Here is a 21,914-nt window from a genome sequence, read left to right as displayed (position 1 = left end):
ACATCGCGCGTGGGTTTTCACCCACCCTACGTCATCGGCCCTTGAAGAGTCCGCCGAGGATGCCGCGCACGATGCGGCGGCCGGTGGTGCCTTTGAGTTCCTTGACCACGGCGCCCAGGACCGCGTCGCCGATGCCCTCGCTTTTCTTGCGTCCGCGCGACGAGGAGCGATCGACGCGGGAGCCGGAGTAGCGGCGGCCGGCGTTGAATTCGCGCTCGGCGGCGGATTGGTCTTCGGCGGCGGTCTCGGCCTTTTCGGCCTCTTGCGCAGCCGCTGCGGCGCGTTCGGCGAGGATTTCGTAGGCGGATTTGCGGTCCATGACCTTTTCATATTTGCCTGCGACAGGCGAGGCGGCGATGACGCCGGCGCGCGCCGCATCGTCGATGGGGCCAAGGCGCGAGGATGGCGGACGAATGAGCGTGCGCTCGACGATGCCGGGCACGCCCTTGTCCTGCAGCATCGAGGTTACCGCCTCGCCGGTGCCCACGTCGCGGATGGCGTCGGCGGTGTCGAAGCGGTCGTTGGGGCGATAGGTCTCGGCCGCGCGTTCCAGCGCCTTGCGGTCGCGTGCTGTAAAGGCGCGCAGGGCGTGCTGCACCCGGTTGCCGAGTTGGCCCAGTATATCCTCGGGCACGTCATCGGGATTCTGGGTGATGAAATAGACGCCGACGCCCTTGGAGCGGATCAGGCGAGCGACCTGCTCGACCTTGTCGATGAGCGCCTTTGGGGCGTCCTCGAACAGCAGATGCGCCTCGTCGAAGAAGAAGACCAGCTTGGGTTTGTCGGGGTCGCCGATCTCGGGCAGCGTTTCGAAGAGCTCGCTGAGAAGCCACAACAGGAAGGTGGCATAGAGGCGCGGCGCGCCCATCAGCTTGTCGGCGGCCAGGATGTTGACCTGCCCGCGCCCGTCGGGGGCGGTGGTCATGAGGTCCGAAAGCTCCAGCGCGGGTTCAGCGAAGAACTGCGCCCCGCCCTGGTTTTCCAGCACCAGAAGAGAGCGCTGGATCGCGCCGACGGATTGCCGCGAGACGTTGCCGTAGCGCAGGGAAAGCTCGCCGGAGTTTTCGCCCACCCAGACCAGAAGCGCCTGAAGGTCCTTGAGATCCAGCAGCGACAGCCCCTGTTCGTCGGCCACGCGGAAGGCGATGTTCATCACGCCCTCCTGCGCCTCGGTCAGTTGCATCAGGCGACTGAGCAGCAGCGGCCCCATCTCGGCCACGGTGGCGCGGACGGGATGGCCCTGTTCCCCGAAAAGATCCCAGAAGGTGACCGGGAAGCTGTCATAGGTGTAGTCGTCAAAACCGATGGTCTCGGCGCGGCTGGTGAAGGCCTCGTGCAGCTTGAAATCGGCGGTGCCGGCGGCGGCGAGGCCCGAGAGGTCGCCCTTCACGTCCGACAGGAACACAGGGACGCCGGCCGCGGAAAAGCCCTCTGCAAGGATCTGCAAGGTGACGGTCTTGCCGGTGCCGGTCGCCCCGGCAATCAGGCCGTGGCGGTTGGCGTATTTGAGGGCAAGCCCCTGTTTCTCGGCGTAATCGACGCCGCCACCGCCCAAGAAAACCTTGTTTTCCAAGCCCCTGCCCCCTCGTCCAAGTTTTTTCACGATGTGACCATACAAAATTAAGGATTGTCTGCCAGTGTTTATCTCGCTCCGGGCCTCATGTCCTCTTGGCCCGGGGCGACTTCCTCCCTGTCAGACTGGCCGCGCCTTCGGGTGCGGCCTTTTTTCCGCGGCGCTGAGGCGTTGCAACCTAAGCGTGCTAGATCGTTGTTATGGCTTGATAAGTTTTTTTAATCATTGCCTGTTGACGGGTCGACAGAACTGTCCTAGCGTCTGATCAATAGATAAGTCGGCCAGTCCGGCAGGGAGAATTGGGAAAGAGACCTTACGGGTCTCTTTTCCTTTTTGCGGACAGGGGTTTTTCCGTTGTTTCAAGGCGATACGATGGATGATCCCACCGACAATCATGGCGAAAATCCGCCTTGCGCCGCCGTCGGCGTTACGGTTTTATCCTGACATGCCGGCGCACCCATGTTAGAGCGCACACAGCTTGATTTCATACGAGAAAAACGGGGTCCACATGACCAAGATTCTGCACAGCCTTCCCTTGATCGCCCTTCTGGGACTGGGAACGGCTTTGACCGCACAGGAAACCGAACAGACGGACGGTGCCGACACCGAAACGCAGGCCACCGAGACGGAGGGCTCCGAGACGGAAGCCACCGATAGTGCGACGACCGAAACGGACAGCGCTGAGGACAGCGCCGCCGATACGGCCGAGGACACCGCCGGTGAGGCGGGCACCGACCCGGCCACCGGGCTGGACCTGGGCCGCGAGGCGGACGAGCAGCCATCCTATATCAAGGAGACATATGGCGACTGGCAGCTGCAGTGCTTCCGCAGCGAGGCCGGTGAGGACCCTTGCCAGATGTACCAGTTGCTGCGCGAGGAAGGCGGCAACCCGGTTGCCGAGTTCAGCCTGTTCAAGCTGCCGAGCGAAGGCCAGGCCGTGGCCGGCGCGACGATCGCGGTGCCGCTGGGCACGCTGCTGCCGCAGGGCCTGAAGATCTCGGTCGATGGCGGCAAGGCCAAGAACTACAACTACTCGTTCTGCTCGATGGGCGGATGCTTCGCTCGGATCGGCTTTACCCAGGCCGATATCGACGCGTTCCAGGCCGGTGCCGCCGCACGCCTGACGCTGATCCCGGCACAGGCGCCCGACCAGGTGGTCGAGATCGAGGCGTCGCTGTCGGGCTTTACCGCCGCGTATAACGAGGTTTCTGTTCTGGAGAACTGAGAAACGTCACCGTTCCGGATCTGGAAAGCGCCGCCCGCTCCGGGCGGCGTTTTTCGTTTCGGGCTTTGTAACTTCAACGCGTGGTAGTCAAAGCCTTTTTGGCACGCCGCCTAAGACTGGCGTTTCGGGGTCGATTGCTTTGGCAGATTAAACTGACCGGGCTGGCGGTCAGGCGAACCGCTTGAGCGCCAGCACCGCGTTCAGGCCGCCGAAGGCGAAGGCGTTGGAGAGCGCCACTTCGACCGACGCCTCGCGCGCCTCGTTCGGAACCACGTCGAGGGCGCATTCGGGATCGGGCTCGTCATAGTTGATGGTGGGCGCAATGACCCCGTCGCGCAGGGCCATGATGCAGGCCAGAAGTTCGACCGCGCCGGTGCCGCCGATCAGGTGGCCGTGCATCGACTTGGTGGACGAGATCATCAGCCGGTCGGCATGGGCGCCGAAGACATCCGCGACGGCGGCGCTTTCGGTCTTGTCATTGGCGGCGGTGCCGGTGCCGTGGGCGTTGATGTAACCCACCTCCGACGCGTTGATCCGCGCGTCCTGCAAGGCGCCGGCGATGGCGCGCGATGCGCCGTTCTTGGAGGGCATGACGATATCGGCGGCGTCCGAGGACATGGCGAATCCCGCCACCTCGGCGTGGATCTCCGCACCGCGCGCCTTGGCGTGCTCCAGTTCCTCGAAGACGAAGATGCCCGCGCCCTCGCCCTGGACCATGCCGTTGCGATTGGCGGAAAACGGACGGCAGCCATCCTTGGACATCACACGCAGCCCTTCCCAGGCCTTTACCCCGCCGAAGCACAGCATGGATTCCGACCCGCCCGCGATCATCACCGGCGTCAGGCCGCCATGGACCATCTGGAACGCTTGCGCCATGGCGTGGTTCGACGAGGCACAGGCGGTCGAGACGGTAAAGGAAGGACCCTTGAGGTTGAATTCCATCGACACGTGGCTGGCCGCGGCGTTGTTCATCAGCTTGGGCACGACGAAGGGGTGAACGCGGTTCTTGCCCTCCTCGTAGACCGAACGATAGTTTTCATCGAGCGTGGTCATGCCACCGCCCGAATTGCCCAGCACCACGCCGGCCCGCGCCGCAAGCTCGCCTTCGAACTTCAGCCCCGATTGCGCAATGGCCTCGCGGGCGGCGATCAGGGTAAATTGCGTGAAACGGTCGTATAGTGCCAGTTGCTGGCGGTTGAAGCGTTCCTCGGGCTCGAAATTCTTGACCTGGCCGCCGATCTTGATGGCCAGCCGATCGACATCGCGGATGTCCAGCTCGGAAATGCCCGAGCGGCCTTCGCGCATGGCCTCCAGCGTTTCGGGCACGTTTGCCCCCAGCGCGTTGATCGTGCCCGCGCCTGTTATGACGACCCGCTTCACGCTTTCTGTTCCGCCACCAGCTTTTCGATGCCCGCAACGATGGAGGCGACCGACGAGATGTCGAAATCGCTTTCCTGGGGTGCGTTGGCGTTGAAGGGCACGGAGATGTCGAAGGCTTCCTCGATGGCGAAAATGCTTTCGACGAGACCGAGGCTGTCGATGCCCAGTTCCTCCAGCGTGCTGTCCATCGTGACGTCAGACGGCTCCAGCACCGCCTGCTCGGCAATGATTTCGATGACCTTGTCCTTGGTATCCATGCTGCACCCCGTTCTTTTCGCGAACCGCTTTAGTCACTCTTATCCGGTTTTGAAACAGCTTTCTTGAGGTCGGCGACATCGGCAAACAGCCGCTTGATGCGGCGCAGGTATTTGTAGACCTCCATCTGGGTGTCCATCTTCATCGCTGGGTAACCCAGCATCACGCGGCCCGCGGGGACGTTGGCCAGGATCTTGGTGCCGCCGCCCGCGATGACATTGTCGCCGATGAAGATATTGTCGCCGACGCCCACCTGCCCCGCCAGGACCACGCTGTTGCCGACCTTGACCGACCCGGCCAGCCCGACCTGTCCGCAGAGCAGGCAGTCGGTGCCGATGACGCAGTTGTGGCCGACCTGGACGAGGTTGTCGATCTTGGTGCGGTCGCCGATCACCGTGTCCCGGATCGTGCCCCGGTCGAGCGAGGCATGGGCGCCGACCTCGACATCGTCGCCGATGCGCACCGAGCCGAGACTGTGAATGCGCACATAGGATTGCGCCGCGATTTCCCCCTGGTCGCCGAGGGACTGGCGCGCGCGTTCGACGCCCGAGACGTCCGGCGTGACATAGGAAAACCCGTCGGAGCCCACCACCGCGTTGGGCTGCGCGATGAAGCGGTCGCCGATGACCACGCGGGCGCCGATGCGGGCGCCTTCGCGCAGGAAGGCCTTTTCCCCCAGAACCGCACCCGTTCCGACAAAACTTTGCGGCCCGATGACGCTGCCCGCGCCGATCCGGGCACCGGCGCAGATCACGGCGAGCGGACCGACGGAGACATTTTCGCCAAGGCTGGCGGTGTCGTGGATCACGGCGGAGGGGTGGATGCCGTCGTCCCAGCCCTGGCCGGGGTCGAACAGGGTGGACAGGCCCGACATCACGTAGCGCGGACGCGGTGCGACGATGGCGGCCTCCAGCCCCAGCGCCTGCCAGTCGGCCCCGTCCCAGACCAGCGCGGCGCGCGCCGCGCCCTGCGACAGGGTCTGGGCGTATTCGGGCTTCATGGCCAGGGCAAGGTCACGCGCCGTGGCGTCGGCCGGTTCGGACACGCTGGTGACGGTGACGGAAACATCGCCCAGGGCCGTGGCCCCGAGCGCATCTGCGATCTGCTCAATCGTGTAGGACATGACGGACCCCCTGCGTTCGGGGCCGGTTTACCCCCGAACGCCGGGCAGCGAAACCCCCGCCCGCTCCAGCGCCTCCCAGATCCGGGCGTCCCGGCCATAGACATCCGCGCGGTAGTTGGTGTGGCCCTTGGGCTCGGTCACGGCGGTGCGGTAGATGATGTGCACCGGCACCTTGACCTCGAGGTTCACCTTGGTTTCGCGGCCCGTGTTCAGGATGCGGTGGAACGCGCCCTCGGGGTCGGCCTCCTGCCGCGCCAGAAGGGCGTAGGCGAAATCGAACGGCTGTTGCAGCCGGATGCAGCCGTGGCTGTAGGCGCGGGTCTCATGGTCGAACAAATGTTTCTGCGGCGTGTCGTGCAGATAGATGTTGTACTTGTTCGGGAACATGAACTTCACCAGGCCCAGCGCGTTGCGGCTGGAGGGCGGCTGCTTGATCGCGAAGGGGAAGTTGCGGGCGTTATAGGCGCCGAAATTGATGCTGGAGCGGCTGACCGTGCGGCCGCGGCTGTCGACCAGGCGCAGGTGGCCGGCGGCGTTGCGGTTGCGCTTCATCTGCGGCAGGTATTCCTTGACCGCGATGGAGCGCGGCACGTGCCAGGTCGGGTTGATGACCATATGCTCCATCTCGTCCGAGAACTCGGGGCTTTGACGGTCGGCGGCCTTGGCGCCGATCACGGCCCGGGTGCGGAACGTCTCGATGTCGTCGTCCATGATCCGGGCCGAGAAATCGGTCAGGTTCACCAGGATATGTCGCTTGCCCCTGCCCTGCGGCAGGTTCAGCCAGCGCTCGCGTTCCATCGCCACGATGATGGATTTCAGCCGGTCCTCGGCGGTGGCGTTGATTTCGCGCAGGGTGCTTTCGCCTGCGACGCCGTCGGTTTCCAACCCGTGGTCGCGCTGAAACTCGCGCACGGCCTTCTGAATCGTGGAATCATAGCTTTGCGTCGCGGTCCGCCCGAGATAGCCCTTGGCCATCAGCCGGTTGCGCAGGGCAACGACGGCGGCGCCGGTGGCGCCTGGTTCAAGCTTGGTGGCCGGAACGGTCGGCCCCCAGCCGCCGCTGACGACCAGGCCCTCGAGGCGCATCTTTTCCTTCATCAGGCGCTTATATTCGTTGGTCGAGGGGGCAAGCTGCCGGATGAACTGGCGCGGCTCGCGGCTGGCGGCGAAGGCGGTCAGCGTGCGGGTGCGGTCGTAGTCGCGCAGCTCGCGCTTGATCGCAGGGACCACGCGGCGCGGATCCAGCACGCCGGTGCGCATGTCGTCGGCAAGGTTCAGGAACGCCTTGCTGAGCGCGACCTCGGCAAAGCCGATATCGCGGGGCGTGCGCGCGGCGCGCAGCGTATCGATCAGGGCGTCGATGTCGTAGCGCGACTGCGGCAGACCGTGGGCCGACACCGATTGCAATGCCAGGATCAGCGCCTGCCGCCTTGCCTTGTCAGCCTCCTCGTCGGTCCAGATGCCGTGAAAGTCGGTGCTGCGGTAAAAGGCCGCCAGATCGCGGTCGTCCGCGGCGGCTTCGGCCACGGCCTGTTTGTAGGCGGTGACCTGCGCGCTGGCCGGCGTGGACGCGGCCAGCCAGACCACGACCACCGCGAGCGCACTGAAGATGGTGGTGAAAATACTGGTGTGCCCCAAGGTGCGCGACGCGCTGCTCATGCCGTTCTCCAAGTTACCGAAATCCCCTGCGTGCAAAACAAGCGCACGCGATCATTAGTTCCTATTGCGGGTGGAACTGTCCAATCACAATTGGTTTTAAAGGTAAAATCCCCCGCATGTTGCAGCATCGCCGCAGCCGTCGCCGTGCGTCGCAGACACATCTGATCGAAATTTGCGCAAATTCTTGCCGAAATCGCTTGCGCTATGGAACCGGCGGACTTTCACCCCTTGGTAACAGAATCCCGATATGCCATAACACTCCTACATCTGGGGATGAGATGAACAGAGCCGCTACTTAACGCGGCAACAGGCAAGCGACGGGACAGGCGCTAACAACATGACCGATCAAAGCTCGACGAGCGTAACGCGGCGTGCGTTACTGGGTGCATTTGCGGCTACGACAGTGGTTGCAGCACCAACGTTTTCCAACGCAGCAGGGTTCCTTCGGGGCGCAGGCGACATTCGTCGGCTGACCATGGCCTCGCCCCGCACCGGTGAAAAGATCGACACGATTTACTGGATCGAAGGTGAATACATCAAGGACGCGGTCCGCGAGATAAACCTCTTCATGCGCGACTGGCGTACCAATGATGTACACAATATCGACATGCGCACGATGGACATTATGGCGGCGGCTCACAACCTGATGGATGTGAACGAGCCCTACCTGCTTTTGTCCGGCTATCGCAGCCCGAAGACGAACGCGATGCTGCGCTCGCGCTCCAGCGGCGTGGCGAAGAACTCGCGCCACCTGCGCGGCCAGGCGGCGGACCTGCGGCTGAACTCGCGCTCGGTGAACCAGATGTTCCGCGCGGCCTCGGCCTGTCGCGGCGGCGGCGTGGGCCGCTACTCGGGCTCCAACTTCGTGCACATGGATTGCGGCCCGGTCCGCAGCTGGGGTCGGTAAGACCCACGCGACGAAACGCAAATATGTATGTTCAGCACCGGCCCCGCGAGGTCGGTGTTTTTGTTTGTGGGTCAGGGATCCCGGATCAGGTCCGGGATGGGCTGGCGCTGGTCTTGTCCGGCACGATTCTAACGCGGAGGTCATCCCGGACTTGATCCGGGATCTCTTGCTGTTTTCGACGGGCCGTGGCGCGCCTACCCCAGCCTGGCCATCCGCGCGTCGCGCAAGCGGGCGAAATCGTCGCCGGCGTGATAGGACGACCGCGTGAGCGGCGTGGCCGAGACCATCAGGAACCCCTTGCCATAGGCGGCCTTCTCGTAAGCCGCGAACTCGTCTGGATGCACAAAACGGTCGACCGCGTGGTGCTTGGGCGTGGGTTGCAGGTACTGGCCGATGGTCAGGAAGTCGACATCGGCGGCGCGCATGTCGTCCATCACCTGGTGCACCGCCTGGCGTTCTTCGCCCAGGCCCACCATGATGCCGGACTTGGTGAAAATGCCGGGATCGAGTTCCTTGACCCGTTGCAGCAGGCGCAGCGAGTGAAAGTACCGCGCCCCGGCCCGGACCTCGGGGTAGAGCCCCGGCACGGTTTCGAGGTTGTGATTGAACACATCCGGTTTCGCCGCCACCACGACCTCGAGCACGGCGGGATCGCAATGCAGGAAATCGGGCGTCAGGATCTCGATAGTGGTGCCGGGAGAACGGTGGCGAATGGCGCGAATCGTCTGCGCGAAATGTTCCGCGCCGCCATCCTTGACGTCGTCGCGGTCGACGGACGTGATGACCACGTGGTTGAGGCCCAGCTTTTGCACGGCGTCGGCGACGCGGCCCGGCTCGAACGGGTCGAGCTCTTCGGGGGGCTTGCCGGTGGCGATGTTGCAGAACGAACAGGCGCGGGTGCAGACCTCGCCCATGATCATCATGGTGGCGTGGCCCTGGTTCCAGCATTCGCCGGCATTGGGACAGCCCGCTTCCTCGCAGACCGTGACCAGCTTGTGCTCGCGCATGATCCGGTGGGTTTCCAGATAGCCCTTGCCGACCGGCGCCTTGACGCGAATCCAGTCGGGCTTTTTCGGTTGGGCATTGTCGGGCCGGTGCGCCTTTTCAGGATGGCGCTGGTCCGGGATCTTGAGATCGCGCACGAATTTTTCCCCGCAAATCCTTTGGTAAGACATCCTATTTATAAGGCACGGTGGTGGGAAGTTCCAGTGATGCAAACCCGTCATGCATATGGCGGGTGCGCGCTTAACGAGTGGCCCACCTCCTGGCGTCCCGGCGTGGCCGGTCTTCGCGCCGGCGCCACCGCGGACTTCGAGCGTTTGCGCGGGGTCCGGGCCGGTCTATGCTGCCGCCCGAGGCGGAACGCGAGGGCAGGATGGATTGGCAGAGACACAGGCGCGAGGCGCATCGGCTGAGCCAGACTCAGGAATACCTGAAGCAGATCGTCTATGGCGGCAATGACGGGATCGTGACCACCTTCGCCATCGTGGCGGGATTCGCCGGCGCGCAGGCCGAGGGCGTGGCGCAGATCGGCGGCGTGGCGGTCCTTGTTTTCGGTCTGGCCAACCTCTTTGCCGATGCGATCAGCATGGGGCTGGGCGAATTCCTGTCGCTTCGGTCGCAGCATGACCTTTACCGGGCGCGGCGCACCAGCGAGCTGCGCGAGATCGCCGCCGATCCGGAGCACGAGCGGATGGAGCTGTTCGAGATCCTGCGCCAGCGTGGCCTGCCCGCGGGCGAGGCCGACACGGCGGCGACGATCATGTCGCGCCATCCCGAGATCATGGCTGACCTGATGATGACCTATGAATTCGGGATGCAGGACCCCGACGAGGACAGCCCCGTTCTGAGCGGGCTGTTCACCTTTGGCGCGTTCCTTCTGTTCGGGGCGATTCCCCTGTTCCCCTATTTCGTGCTGGAGGCCACGCAGACGACCTTCGTCCTGTCGGTTGCGGCAACCGCAGCGGCGCTGATGGCGCTTGGGGTGCTGCGCTGGAACGCGACCGGCGAACATATGGGGCGCTGCGTGGGCGAGACGCTGCTGGTGGGCACGATCTGTGCGCTGGCGGCCTTCGGCGTCGGCTGGCTGGTGGGCGGCTGAGGCGCGCGGCCCCTACCCCATCAGCCCCGCGCTGTCGCCCAGCTCGGCGTAGTGACGCTTGAGCCGTTGCAGCGCGATCCGCAGAACGATCTTTCCCGACCGCGCCGACCAGCCGAGCTTTTTCTCGGTGGTTTCCAACCCTTCGAGAAAACAGCAGCAGCGCAGGGCCACATCGGCAAGCCCCGGCCCCAGATCGCGCAGGGCGCCAAGCACCCGCGCCTGGGCCGCCTGGGCGCTGGCGGCGGGCGGACCGACGGGCGCGGGCTGCGTCTTGCCGGTCAGAATGTCGGTCCAGTCCGTCCGGGGCGTGTCGTCCAGGTGGCCCATCTCGAAATCTTCACGCAGGCGTTCGCCGGCCCGTACAAGGTCGGGCGCGAGAAAGCGGCTACCGTCGCGGTCGCGGCGGCGCGACAGCAGGATCAGGGGAGACTCCCCGATGCCGTGGCGGAGGCGGCGCCGGCCCTCGGCCAAGGTCTCGTCATCCTCCGAGAGCGGCGCATCCTGCCCCAGGAAGGCGGCCTGCGTCTCGGCAAAGCCCTGGGCGCTGTTCTCCGCCCGGGCCATCAGCTGTCCAAGCGCGGATCGTCCCGCCGACGTGATGGCATAGCGCGACACGCGGCCGGGCGTGTCGCAACAGATCCAACATTTCAGGGCCATCGCCTCGGCGACGTCGCGGTCGACGACCGCAGTGCGGTTCTGGCCGGCTTCGGTTTCGCGGACCACGACGGCCTTGTCCATTTCGCTGGCCACGGCCAGGACCGCGCCTTTCTCGCAAAGCCGGCGCAGAACGCGCAGCGCCTCGCGGTTCAATCGGGTTTCGGTGAGGGTTGTAACGGTATCGGCGGGGGTCGGCAGCATGTTCATGCGGGTCTCCTTGAGGCACGAACCGGCACCGGGCTGCGACATGACCTGTGGACCAAGGCGGCGCAGGGCCTCGTCGACGAGGTGATCGTCGCGCAAGGCCTCGAACGCACGCACTTGTCGGGAAACGGTCGAGGCGTGACAGCCGAGCTTCCGGGCCAGCGCCCGGATCGACGTGCCACCCTCCGTATGGGCCAGATAGGTTATGGCCGCCATCGGCACCCAAGACAGATCTTTGCCGGGCGTCGACCCGGGCACTCCAGCCATGCTCATCCGTTTCCCTCCTTGGCCTGATCTCTTGTGACAGGATCAGTTGTCCCCAAAGTGCCCACAGAGTTCTCCACAAGCGACATGCAACCTAAGGGTGACTTGGTTACCAGTTCGTTAATTTTCACTCCGTTCGGCAACAATGGTTTCCCAAGTGTAAACAATTGCCCACGGCTGCGTGCGCTGGAACGGCGATTCACGCAACGCACCGGCGAGTCGTGCCACTCAGAGGGCTCCGCAGAACAGGAGACCGACACCATGACCCACGCGCTTGCCCTTCTCGATACGCTGACCCGCCCGCGCCTGTTGATCAAGGCGGCCAGGATCGGCGCCGCGCAGTATCGCCGCGACATTCACCTGGGGCGCCTGCTGGACATCGAACCGCTGCCCGACAGCGGCGCGGCGCTGGAATTGTTGATCGAGATCGAGGCCGCGCTCGACGAAGCGCGGCGGCGGCGCAGCGCCGAATACGCCGTGGCACGGCATCTGGACCTATTGATCGCAATCATGGGAGAGGCCCGGCTGATCCGGGCGGCGATGGTGCCCGAAGGCGCGACACCGGCGCAAGGCATGGCACCCGCGCCGGTGTCTTGAGGGATCAGGCGAAGGCGTCAGGCATGGACGCCTTTTTTTCCGCCACATAGGCGTCGAGCGCTTCGAGCACGCCGGGGTCGAGATGGGGCTGCTGGTAGTTGGCCAGCTGCTTCTCGACGCGGGTGGTGGCCAGCGACATGGTGTCCTGCGCGCCCTCGTCGGCCCATTGCTCGAACGGCTTGTAATCGAGCATTTCCGAGCGCCAGAAGGCGGTCTTGAAGTTGGCCTGGGTGTGGGCGCAGCCAAGGTAATGCCCGCCCGGTCCGACCTCGCGGATGGCGTCCATCGCCTGGCCGTTCTCGTCGGTGTAGATACCCTTGGCGAGGTGGTGGTAGACGCCCAGCTGGTCGGCATCCATGACGAATTTCTCGAACGAGGACACCAGCCCGCCTTCGAGCCAGCCGCAGGAATGCAGCATGAAGTTGACGCCCGAAAGAAGCCCCATGTTGAGGCTGTTGGCGGTTTCATACGCGGCCTGCGCGTCGGGCAGCTTGGAGCCGTTGAACGACCCCGCCGACCGGTAGGGCAGCCCCAGGCGGCGGGCGAGTTGGCCCGCGCCATAGGTGATGTGCGCGGCCTCGGGCGTCCCGAACGTGGGCGCGCCGGAGTTCATGTCGATCGACGTCACGAAGGCCCCCATGATGACGGGTGCGCCGGGGTTGCAAAGCTGGTTGAAGGCGACGCCCGCCAGCGCCTCGGCCATCACCTGCGTCAGGGTGCCGGCCACGGTCACCGGCGCCATCGCGCCGCCGACGATGAAGGGCGAGACGATGCAGGCCTGGTTGTTCTTGGCGTAAACCTCCATCGCGCCCATCATCACCTCGTCGAAGGTGAGCGGAGAGTTGATGTTGATCAGCGAGGTCATCACCGTGTTCTGCTGCACGAAGTCCTCGCCGAAGAGGATGCCGCACATGTCCACGCTGTCCTGCGCGCGGGAAGGCTCGGTCACCGAGCCCATGAAGGGTTTGTCGGACAGCACCATATGGGCGCGCAGCATATCGAGGTGACGCTTGTTGACGGGGATGTCGGTGGGTTCGCACACCGTGCCGCCCGAGTGGTGCAGCCACTTGGACATGTAGCCGAGTTTCACGAATTTCTCGAAATCGGCCATGGTGGCATAGCGACGGCCGCCCATGGCGTCGCGCACGAAGGGGGGGCCGTAGACCGGGGCGAAAACCAGGCTGTTGCCACCGACGACGACGTTACGCTCGGGGTTGCGGGCGTGCTGGGTGTAGTGCGACGGCGCGGTCTTGATCAGTTCGCGCGCGAGGCCGCGGGGGATGTGTACCCGCTCGCCCTGCACGTCGGCGCCGGCATCCTTCCACATTTTCAGAGCGCGCGGATTCTCGACGAAATTGACGCCGATCTCTTCCAGAACGGTTTCGGCATTGTGCTCGATCATCTCGAGCGCCTCTTCGTTGAGGATTTCGTAATTCGGGATGTTGCGCTCGATATATTTGGCGGTTTCGACGCTGACGGCGGTACGTTCCGCGCGGCGGGCTGCGCCGCCTCCGCCCCGGGCCCGTCTGCGGGTTGCTGCTTCGGCCATATTCTGGTTCCCCAACGTGAACTTGCACCCATGAGAGAGTGCGACTGCGCCCTTAAATATCCGCTAACGCGACCGAGTCGCGGGAGATTTGCGCCGTTTCACGGTCTATAGCGACATTCGGCGTGGACGATGGGAGCGATTGGCAGGTGCGCGTGGGCTCTCGCCCACCCTACGGGAGGTGGCGGCGCGGCATCCCGGACTTGATCCGGGATCTCCGGGTCCGAGGGGTCCTCCGGTCAGGCCCGAGGATGCCGGAGCGCCTCATGGTCGCGCGCGGAATCGAGGCCGAAGGCCGCCGCGCGATCGCCAGACCGCCCCCAGGGCTGGCGATTGGGTGACGTGAGCGCCTCGATCAGGCCATATCCGGATTTGGCTGCGATAAAGTGCCATGAATGCCAGTTGCTTCGCCATTCCGCGGTCTGTCGATCGCGCGGCTTGGTCAAGCACGCGCAAACCTGTTGCATCGGCCCGGCGCATTTCATAATGGCTTGGCATGACCCAGCATGATCGCCTTCTCATCATCGACTTCGGCAGCCAGGTGACGCAGCTGATCGCGCGCCGCCTGCGCGAATTGAGCGTCTACTGCGAAATCCATCCCTTTCAAAAGGTCACGGACGAGTTTCTGAAGGAGTTCGCGCCCAAGGCGGTGATCTTCTCTGGCGGTCCCGATACGGTGACGCGCGAGGGATCGCCCCGGCCGCCGCAATCGGTCTATGACCTGGGCGTGCCGATCCTGGGCATCTGCTATGGCCAGCAGGTGATGATGCAGGACCTGGGCGGCCGCGTCGAAGGCGGCAAGATCTCGGGCGGCGGCGGCACGGCGGAGTTCGGCCGCGCCTGGGTCTCGCCCAGCGAAGAGCGGATCGAACTGCTGGCGGGCTGGTTCCTGGACGCGCGCGAGCAGGTCTGGATGAGCCATGGCGACCACGTGGCCGAGCTGGCGCCCGGCTTTGCCGTCTACGGCACCTCGCCGCACGCGCCCTTTGCCATCACCGCCGACCTGGAGCGGGATTTCTACGCGGTGCAGTTCCATCCGGAAGTGCATCACACGCCCAACGGCAAGACGCTGTACGAGAATTTCGTCAAGCGCGCCGGGTTCAAGGGCGACTGGACCATGGCCGCCTACCGCGAGGAGATGGTCGAGGCGATCCGCGAGCAGGTGGGCGATGCGAAAGTCATCTGCGCGCTCTCGGGCGGCGTGGACAGTTCGGTGGCCGCGGCCCTCATCCACGAGGCGATCGGCGAGAACCTCACTTGCGTCTTCGTCGATCACGGCCTGCTGCGCCTCAACGAGGGCGAGGAGGTCGTGGGCATGTTCCGCGACCACATGAATTTGCGGGTCATCCACGCGCAGGAGCAGGACCTGTTCCTGGGCGAGCTGGAAGGCGTGTCCGACCCCGAGACCAAGCGCAAGATCATCGGCAAGCTCTTTATCGACGTGTTCCAGAGATACGCCGACGAGATCGAGGGCGCGGCCTTTCTCGCGCAAGGCACGCTTTACCCGGATGTCATTGAATCGGTGAGCTTTTCCGGCGGTCCCAGTGTGACGATCAAGAGCCATCACAACGTCGGCGGCCTGCCCGAGAAGATGGGGCTGAAGCTGGTCGAGCCGTTGCGCGAGCTTTTCAAAGACGAGGTGCGCGCGCTTGGCCGCGAGCTGGGCCTGCCCGACAGTTTCATCGGCCGTCACCCCTTCCCCGGCCCCGGCCTTGCCATCCGCTGTCCCGGCGAGATCACCCGCGACAAGCTGGAGATCCTGCGCAAGGCCGATGCGGTCTACATCGACCAGATCCGCAAGCACGGCCTTTACGACGAGATCTGGCAGGCCTTCGTCGCCATCTTGCCGGTGCGTACCGTGGGCGTGATGGGCGACGGGCGGACCTATGATTACGCCTGCGCGCTGCGCGCAGTGACGAGTGTCGACGGCATGACCGCCGATTACTACCCGTTCAGCCACGATTTCCTGGGCGAGACCGCGACGCGGATCATCAACGAGGTCGAAGGCATCAACCGGGTGACCTATGACATTACCTCGAAGCCGCCGGGCACCATCGAATGGGAATAGGCGCCTGCCTTTCGGTGCCGCGCCCCCAATGACGCCACGTTGAACTTCATGACGCCCCCGCATCACACCGGCTATCGCAGAGAAATCGACGGCCTTCGGGCCTTCGCGGTCCTGTCCGTCGTGGCCTTTCATGCGTTCCCTGACGCGGTGCCGGGCGGGTTCGTCGGGGTCGACGTTTTCTTTGTCATCAGCGGCTTTCTGATCACCAGCCATATCTTCGAGAAGCTGGCCCAGGGCACGTTCAGCTTTTCCGACTTCTTTCAACGGCGTATCCGGCGTATTTTCCCCGCGCTTCTGGTGGTGATGTCGCTCAGCCTGCTGTTCGGCTGGCTGGTCCTGTTGTCGGACGAGTTCAACCAGCTTGGCCTGCACGTCGCCAGCGGCGCGGCGTTCATCAGCAATTTCGTCTTTGCTGCCGAGGCTGGCTATTTCGACGCCGCGGCCGAGCTGAAGCCGATGCTGCACCTGTGGAGCCTCGCGGTCGAGGAGCAGTTCTATATCCTGTGGCCGCTGGCGCTCTGGGTGGCGTGGAAGCTGCGGGTCGGCCTGCTGATCCTGACCCTGATCGTGTTCGCGGCCTCGTTCGTCGTGAATGTCGCCTATGCCACCTCGCATCCGGTCGAGTCGTTCTTCTGGCCGTTCGGGCGCTTCTGGGAACTCCTGAGCGGCAGCATTCTGGCGTGGGTCACGGTTCACCGGGACGGGCCCTTGGCCCGCGCGACGGTACGAAAGCTGGCGGGCGGTCTGGGCCTGGTGCTGCTGGTCGTGTCGGTGGCGGTGATCGACCGGACGGCCGCCTTTCCGTCCTGGTGGGCGATCCTGCCGGTTCTGGGGTCGGTGCTGGTGATCTTCGGCGGGGCCAAGGCGTGGGGTGTCGCACCGCTTTTCACCAATCGCATCGCGGTCTGGTTCGGGCTGATCAGCTATCCGCTCTACCTTTGGCACTGGCCGGTCCTGTCGTTCCTGCATATCGCAGAGGACGACGTGCCGCACCGGGACGCGCGGATCGCGGGCGTGCTCCTGGCTATCCTGCTGGCCTGGCTGACCTACCGCCTGATCGAGCGGCCGATCCGCTTTGGCAAATTCCGCGAACCGGCGCGGTCGCTGTGGCTGGCGGCGGTCATGGTGGCGGTCGGACTGGCGGGGTTCGTGATCAGCCGGACCGATTTCAGCGACACCCACACGGCCCGGACTGTGTACTTGCGGGGCGGTCTGGAACACCGGATCGGGCCGTCCAGCCGGTGGTTCGAGGGGCGTGACGACTGGCTCTTCCTTGGCAACAGCTTTGAACGGACGGTGGCCAAGCTGCGATCCGACAGCCCGCCGCCGCCCGACGAGGTGGAAGAGATACGCGCGCTTTTCGCGGACATCGCCGCGACGGCGGCGCGCTCCGGCACGCGCGTCGCCCTGCTTGTCGGCCCGAACAAATCGTCGGTCTATCCCGAGTACCTGCCGCCGGAACTGACGCCCGCGGACAGCCGGTATTTCGGGGCCTTCGTGCAGGCGTTGGGCGCTGTCCCGAACCTGACGTTCCATGACCCGACCGCCGGGTTCCTGCGGGACAAGGAGACCGAGGGCGAACTCTATTTCCGCACCGACACGCATTGGAACAGCAAGGGCGCGTTTCTTGCCTGGGACGGGTTGATGCAAGCGCTCGGGCTGCCGATGCCGGAGGTGGCGTTTGTGCCCGGTCCCGAAGTGAGAGGCGACATCATAGAGATCGCGGGGATGGAGCGCTTTCCGCTGCATCCCGGCGACAACTGGCTCTACGAATTCCGGCGCGATTTCGAGCTTGAGCGCCGCGGCATTCCCGACGCGACGGTCACCGATTCCTTCGGCCTGCGCGAAGTGGTGACGAACTCGAATCCGCCGTCGGACATGACGGTCTGGGTGATCGGGGATTCCTTTGCCTCGTCGGTCAAGCCCTTCATCGAGGCGAGTTTCCGAGAGGTTCACCACAAGGGGCATTACAACGAGCGCCTGCCGCGACTGGCGGACGATCTGGAGGCCGTCGAGGAAAAACCGGATCTGATCGTGGTCATCCGGGTCGAAAGATCCTTCTGAAGGCTCAATGACGAGCGCATCGCCAAAACCGCACTCTGCCCTTGGAAAGCGCCGTGCGGCTCTTTAGAGAAAGTGTGAGCGCCAGCGGGCCCCGGCATCTGCCGGACCGGCCCGTTGCGCGGCATGATCCTTCAGCCGATCCGGGGACCAGATGACCGACAACCTGCAAAACCCGCCGCGGGAGACCGCGGTGCCCGTCCTGCGCGCGGGCGTCTTCATGCTGGGGGCTGTGGCGTCCTTCACCTTGATGGCCGTCGCCGGGCGGCAGGTGAGCTTCGAGCTGGATACGTTTGAAATCATGATGTTTCGCAGCTTCGTCGGTCTGGCCGTCGTGATGGCGTTCGTGCTGGTTCAGGGTCGCCTGCACGAGTTGCCGACGCGAAAGACCGGCACGCATCTTCTGCGCAACATCTTTCATTTCACCGGACAGAACCTGTGGTTCTTCGCCATCACCATGATTCCGCTGGCGCAGGTCTTCGCGCTGGAATTCACCACGCCCCTGTGGGTGCTGATCCTGTCGCCGCTGATGCTGGGCGAACGGATGACGCGGATGCGGGTCATCGCCGCCGTGCTGGGTTTTGTCGGCATCCTGATCGTGGCGCGGCCCACGCCCGAGACGCTGAACATCGGCACCGCGGCCGCGGCGGCCTGCGCCATCGGATTTGCCGGGACATACATCTTTGCCAAGCGGCTGACGCGCACGGAATCGCTGGCCTGCATCCTGTTCTACATGACGGTCATGCAGGCGGTGTTCGGGCTGATCTGTGCCGGCTTCGACGGCGACATCGCCCTGCCCTCGGCCCAAAGCCTGCCGTGGCTGGTGGCCATCGGCATCTGCGGGCTGACGGCGCATTTCTGCATCACCTCGGCCCTGTCGCTGGCCCCGGCCACGCTGGTCAGCCCGATCGACTTCATGCGCCTGCCGGTGATTGCCATCGTCGGACTGCTGGTCTACGGCGAGGCGGTCAGCATCTATGTGTTCGTGGGCGCCATACTGATCTTCGGGGCGAATTACCTCAACCTGTGGTCGGAAACCCGCAAAAGCTGAACCGCCCGGTTCGGAACAGGCCATAGCTGTGACATTCTTGCATGCCGCACCCCTGCTCCTCGTTTCATGACGTCGCGTAAAAATTGACCGATTTTCACACGTAACAGTAGTGTGAAGTCATGTTCTGGAGGAGAGGAACTCATGAAAAATCTAGCTTTGGCAGCCTGCGCGCTCACCGCAACTGCCTCTGCCGCCTCAGCAGGCGGAATCGAACGCCGCGGTGACCCATCGCAAATCCTGTTCGAAGAGAGCAGGAACTACCTGCAATTCTCGGTGGCGACCGTGCACCCCAACGTGTCCGGCCCGCCGATCGGACAGGCCGCGGCCATCGGCGCACTGCCGACCGGCAACATTCAAAACAGCTATCAAAGCTACGCCCTGGGATTCAAGCACCAGTACAATGACCGCCTGGCGCTGGCCTTTGTCATCGACGAGCCGGTGGGCGCATCCGTGAACTATCGGACGGGCCCCTATACCGGCCCGGGCACCGGCGCGTTCTTCGGCGCCTCCAACGCCGACGTGTCTTCGATCCAGTTCACGGCCATGGCCAAGTACGAGGTCGTGGACAACATCAGCGTCTATGGTGGCGTGCGCTACCAGGGGTTGAAGGGTGACATCGTGGTCATCTCGCCCGCGACCGGCCCCGCCGGAGGCCCTGGCCCCTATACGCTGAGCGTCGATAACGACTTTCAGCTTGGCTACCTGGTTGGTGCGGCCTATGAGCGGCCCGAACTGGCCATGCGCTTTGCGCTGACCTACGAGTCGAAGATCGAGCATTCGTTCCGTGACAACAACGGCACACCGTTCGACGTGGAAATCCCCCAGGCCGTGACCTTGCACGCCCGCTCGGGGATCGCGCCCGACACGCTGCTGTTCGGGTCGATCAAGTGGCGTGAATGGACGGCGTTCAACGTGCAGCCGGCGGACTTCTTTTCCTATACGCCTGCGCCGGTCAACACGTCGATCGCCAGCGGCACCAGCGACATCTGGACCTACGAGCTGGGTCTTGGCCGCCGGTTCAGCGAGAACTGGAGCGGTGCGGCGATCATCGGCTATGAAAAGGACAACGGCGACGTCGTCGGCAACCTTTCGGGCACAGACGGTTATGTCAGCTACGGGCTTGCCGCGACCTACGAAACCGAGTCTTGGAAGATCACGTCCGGCATCCGGTATATCGACGTGGGCAGCGCCAACAGTTCGGTCACCGGGTTTACCGGCAGCGACGCCATCGCCGTCGGCACGACCGTGGGCTTCAAGTTCTAGGACGCGCCATCGGACAAATCCGGAAAACCCCGCCGACCACTCCGGCGGGGTTTTTCTTTTGGCCATACCGCTTTGAGGTTTGACGCCCCGCGCGGTGCTGGCTACCAAAGCGGCTCAAAGGAGAGCCGCGACCATGATTTACAAGACCGCGCAGGCATGGCGGGATGCGCCGCACAAACGGGTGCTGTTTTACGGCATGTCGGGGCTTGGCAAGACGCACCTGTCCAACATGCTGCGCGATGCGGGCACGTGGTTTCACTATTCCATCGATTACCGGATCGGCACGCGCTATATGGGCGAGCTGATCGCCGACAACGCCAAGGCGCACGCGATGAAGGTGCCCTTCCTGCGGGATCTGCTGAAATCCGACTCGATCTATATCGGCTCGAACATCACCTTCGACAACCTGTCGCCGGTGTCCACCTACCTGGGAAAACCGGGCGACCCTGACAAGGGCGGTCTGCCCATCGACGAATACCGCACCCGGCAGGAGCAGTTCCGGCGCGCGGAGATCAACGCGCTGATGGACACCGGGCATTTCATCGAACGCGCCGGGCGGCTTTACGGCTATCCGCATTTCGTCTGCGATACCGGCGGGTCGATCTGCGAATGGGTCGATGGTGACGATCCGGACGACCCGATCCTGACCGAGCTTGCCTCTCACTGTCTTTTGATCGGGCTGAAGGGAAATGACGCCCACCGGCAGGAGCTGATCCGCCGGTTCGACCGCGCGCCCAAGCCGATGTGCTATCAGCCTGCGTTCCTGGCTGCGGCGTGGGCGGAATACCTAAGCGAAAACAATGTCAAAGAAGGCGAAGTTGAACCCGATCACTTCATCCGCTGGACCTATGCCCGCGCGCTGGCCCACCGCGCGCCGCGCTATGCGGCGATGGAGAAATGGGGCATCACGCTGGATCACGACGAGGTTTCGCAGGTCACAACCGCCGACGGGTTCGAGGCGCTGGTGGCCGCAGCCCTTGAGCGCCGGGCATAAATCTTTATCTAGGCCGGACCGCCGCAAACAGGTTATCACATGCCCATAAAGATCCCTTCCAGCCTGCCCGCCTTCGACGTCCTCACCCGCGAGGGCGTCATGGTGATGGACGAGGATCAGGCATCGCGGCAGGATATCCGGCCCTTGCGGATCGGCCTTCTGAACCTGATGCCCAAGAAGATCCAGACCGAGAACCAGTTCGCCCGCCTGATCGGTGCTACGCCGCTGCAGATCGACCTGAGCCTCATCCGCATGTCCGAGCACCGCACCAAGAACACCGCCGCGGATCACATGGAGAGCTTCTATCGCCCCTTCACCGAGGTCGAGGCGACGGGCGAGAAATTCGACGGGCTGATCATCACCGGCGCCCCGATCGAGCACCTGGAGTTCAGCGACGTCACCTATTGGGACGAGCTGACCCGCGTCTTCGAGTGGACGACGACCCATGTGCATTCCACCTTCGGCGTCTGCTGGGGCGGGATGGCGATGATCAATCATTTCCACGGGGTGAAGAAGCACCTGCTGGACGCCAAGGCGTTCGGCTGTTTCCGGCATCGCAACATGGCACCCGCCTCGCCCTTCTTGCGCGGGTTTTCCGACGATTGCGTGATCCCGGTCAGCCGCTGGACCGAGATGCGCCGCGACGAGATCGACGCGGTGGACGGGCTGGAGGTACTGCTGGACAGTGACGAGGTCGGCCCCTGCCTGGTGCAGGACAGCGCGGCGCGGTCGCTCTATATCTTCAACCACCTGGAATATGACAGCGACACGCTGAAACAGGAATATGACCGCGACATCGACGCGGGCACGCCGATCAACGTGCCGTGCAATTACTATCCCGACGATGACCCAGGCCGCCCGCCGCAGAACCGCTGGCGCAGCCATGCGCACCTGCTCTACGGCAACTGGATCAACGAGATTTACCAGACCACCCCCTTTGATATGGACGCGATCGGGCTAGGTTCGCGCTGGTAACGATCGAAGGG

General features: G+C 64.2%; 18 protein-coding genes. 10 read left to right on the top strand and 8 right to left on the bottom strand.

Features of this window, described 5'->3' with window-relative positions; all coding sequences use genetic code 11:
- Positions 1-31: 31 nt before the first annotated feature.
- Complete coding sequence (locus ACQY4V_RS07320) at positions 32-1,573, bottom strand: helicase HerA-like domain-containing protein (protein ID WP_428516186.1); 1,542 nt, start codon at positions 1,571-1,573, stop codon at positions 32-34.
- 508 nt (positions 1,574-2,081) lie between these two features.
- Between ACQY4V_RS07320 and ACQY4V_RS07315 the strand changes: the two genes are divergently transcribed.
- Entirely contained in the window at positions 2,082-2,798 is a 717-nt protein-coding gene (locus ACQY4V_RS07315) for an invasion associated locus B family protein (protein WP_428516185.1), read from the top strand.
- 168 nt (positions 2,799-2,966) lie between these two features.
- Here ACQY4V_RS07315 and ACQY4V_RS07310 read toward each other — a convergent pair whose 3' ends face one another.
- From ACQY4V_RS07310 to ACQY4V_RS07295, 4 genes are read right to left on the bottom strand one after another with little or no spacing between them, the layout of a single operon-like run.
- Positions 2,967-4,178: a beta-ketoacyl-[acyl-carrier-protein] synthase family protein gene (locus ACQY4V_RS07310; RefSeq protein WP_428516184.1), complete on the bottom strand. Its 1,212-nt coding sequence runs from the start codon at positions 4,176-4,178 to the stop codon at positions 2,967-2,969.
- On the bottom strand, positions 4,175-4,435 hold the full coding sequence (locus ACQY4V_RS07305; protein WP_103761245.1) for an acyl carrier protein: 261 nt from the start codon (positions 4,433-4,435) through the stop codon (positions 4,175-4,177). The genes ACQY4V_RS07310 and ACQY4V_RS07305 overlap by 4 nt, the downstream gene beginning before the upstream one ends.
- 29 nt (positions 4,436-4,464) lie before the next feature.
- Positions 4,465-5,556, bottom strand: a complete 1,092-nt coding sequence (gene lpxD, locus ACQY4V_RS07300) for a UDP-3-O-(3-hydroxymyristoyl)glucosamine N-acyltransferase (RefSeq protein ID WP_428516183.1) — start codon at positions 5,554-5,556, stop codon at positions 4,465-4,467.
- Positions 5,557-5,583: 27 nt separating this feature from the next.
- Positions 5,584-7,215: a L,D-transpeptidase family protein gene (locus tag ACQY4V_RS07295; protein ID WP_428516182.1), complete on the bottom strand. Its 1,632-nt coding sequence runs from the start codon at positions 7,213-7,215 to the stop codon at positions 5,584-5,586.
- Positions 7,216-7,552: 337 nt separating this feature from the next.
- On the opposite strand from ACQY4V_RS07295, the gene ACQY4V_RS07290 reads away from it, so the two are divergent.
- Complete coding sequence (locus tag ACQY4V_RS07290; RefSeq protein ID WP_428516181.1) at positions 7,553-8,122, top strand: YcbK family protein; 570 nt, start codon at positions 7,553-7,555, stop codon at positions 8,120-8,122.
- A gap of 194 nt (positions 8,123-8,316) precedes the next feature.
- On the opposite strand, the gene lipA is transcribed toward ACQY4V_RS07290, so the two are convergent.
- Complete coding sequence (gene lipA, locus ACQY4V_RS07285) at positions 8,317-9,264, bottom strand: lipoyl synthase (protein ID WP_420555844.1); 948 nt, start codon at positions 9,262-9,264, stop codon at positions 8,317-8,319.
- Between the two features lie 233 nt (positions 9,265-9,497).
- Here lipA and ACQY4V_RS07280 point away from each other — a divergent pair, with 233 nt between their 5' ends.
- Positions 9,498-10,223 carry a VIT1/CCC1 transporter family protein gene (locus ACQY4V_RS07280; protein WP_428516180.1) on the top strand — a complete coding sequence of 242 codons (726 nt, stop codon included), beginning with the start codon at positions 9,498-9,500 and terminating at the stop codon, positions 10,221-10,223.
- A gap of 12 nt (positions 10,224-10,235) precedes the next feature.
- Here ACQY4V_RS07280 and ACQY4V_RS07275 read toward each other — a convergent pair whose 3' ends face one another.
- Positions 10,236-11,357, bottom strand: a complete 1,122-nt coding sequence (locus tag ACQY4V_RS07275) for a DUF6456 domain-containing protein (protein ID WP_428516179.1) — start codon at positions 11,355-11,357, stop codon at positions 10,236-10,238.
- A gap of 252 nt (positions 11,358-11,609) precedes the next feature.
- On the opposite strand from ACQY4V_RS07275, the gene ACQY4V_RS07270 reads away from it, so the two are divergent.
- Positions 11,610-11,945, top strand: coding sequence for a DUF6477 family protein (locus tag ACQY4V_RS07270; protein WP_428516178.1), 336 nt, complete (start codon positions 11,610-11,612; stop codon positions 11,943-11,945).
- A 4-nt stretch (positions 11,946-11,949) separates the two neighbouring features.
- Here the strand turns inward: ACQY4V_RS07270 and ACQY4V_RS07265 are convergent, their stop codons facing one another.
- Positions 11,950-13,494, bottom strand: a complete 1,545-nt coding sequence (locus ACQY4V_RS07265) for a trimethylamine methyltransferase family protein (protein WP_428516177.1) — start codon at positions 13,492-13,494, stop codon at positions 11,950-11,952.
- Positions 13,495-13,987: 493 nt separating this feature from the next.
- Between ACQY4V_RS07265 and guaA the strand changes: the two genes are divergently transcribed.
- The 6 genes from guaA (at position 13,988) to metA (ending at position 21,903) form a co-directional block, all read left to right on the top strand.
- On the top strand, positions 13,988-15,559 hold the full coding sequence (guaA, locus tag ACQY4V_RS07260) for a glutamine-hydrolyzing GMP synthase (RefSeq protein WP_428516176.1): 1,572 nt from the start codon (positions 13,988-13,990) through the stop codon (positions 15,557-15,559).
- Between the two features lie 48 nt (positions 15,560-15,607).
- The gene (locus tag ACQY4V_RS07255; RefSeq protein ID WP_428516175.1) at positions 15,608-17,623 is read left to right on the top strand and encodes an acyltransferase family protein; all 2,016 of its coding nucleotides are present in this window, start codon (positions 15,608-15,610) and stop codon (positions 17,621-17,623) included.
- Positions 17,624-17,774: 151 nt separating this feature from the next.
- Positions 17,775-18,671, top strand: coding sequence for a DMT family transporter (locus ACQY4V_RS07250; RefSeq protein ID WP_428516174.1), 897 nt, complete (start codon positions 17,775-17,777; stop codon positions 18,669-18,671).
- 141 nt (positions 18,672-18,812) lie between these two features.
- Entirely contained in the window at positions 18,813-19,934 is a 1,122-nt protein-coding gene (locus ACQY4V_RS07245; RefSeq protein WP_428516173.1) for an OmpP1/FadL family transporter, read from the top strand.
- Between the two features lie 133 nt (positions 19,935-20,067).
- The gene (locus ACQY4V_RS07240; RefSeq protein ID WP_428516172.1) at positions 20,068-20,928 is read left to right on the top strand and encodes an ATPase; all 861 of its coding nucleotides are present in this window, start codon (positions 20,068-20,070) and stop codon (positions 20,926-20,928) included.
- Between the two features lie 39 nt (positions 20,929-20,967).
- Positions 20,968-21,903 (top strand): homoserine O-acetyltransferase MetA, encoded by a 936-nt coding sequence (gene metA / locus ACQY4V_RS07235; RefSeq protein ID WP_428516171.1) that lies wholly within the window; start codon positions 20,968-20,970, stop codon positions 21,901-21,903.
- The last annotated feature ends 11 nt before the right edge of the window (positions 21,904-21,914 follow it).

Source organism: Roseovarius sp. (assembly GCF_965277045.1).
GTDB lineage: Bacteria > Pseudomonadota > Alphaproteobacteria > Rhodobacterales > Rhodobacteraceae > Roseovarius.
Note: the sequence above shows the minus strand (reverse complement) of the source record. Positions and strands in the feature narration are given on the sequence as shown.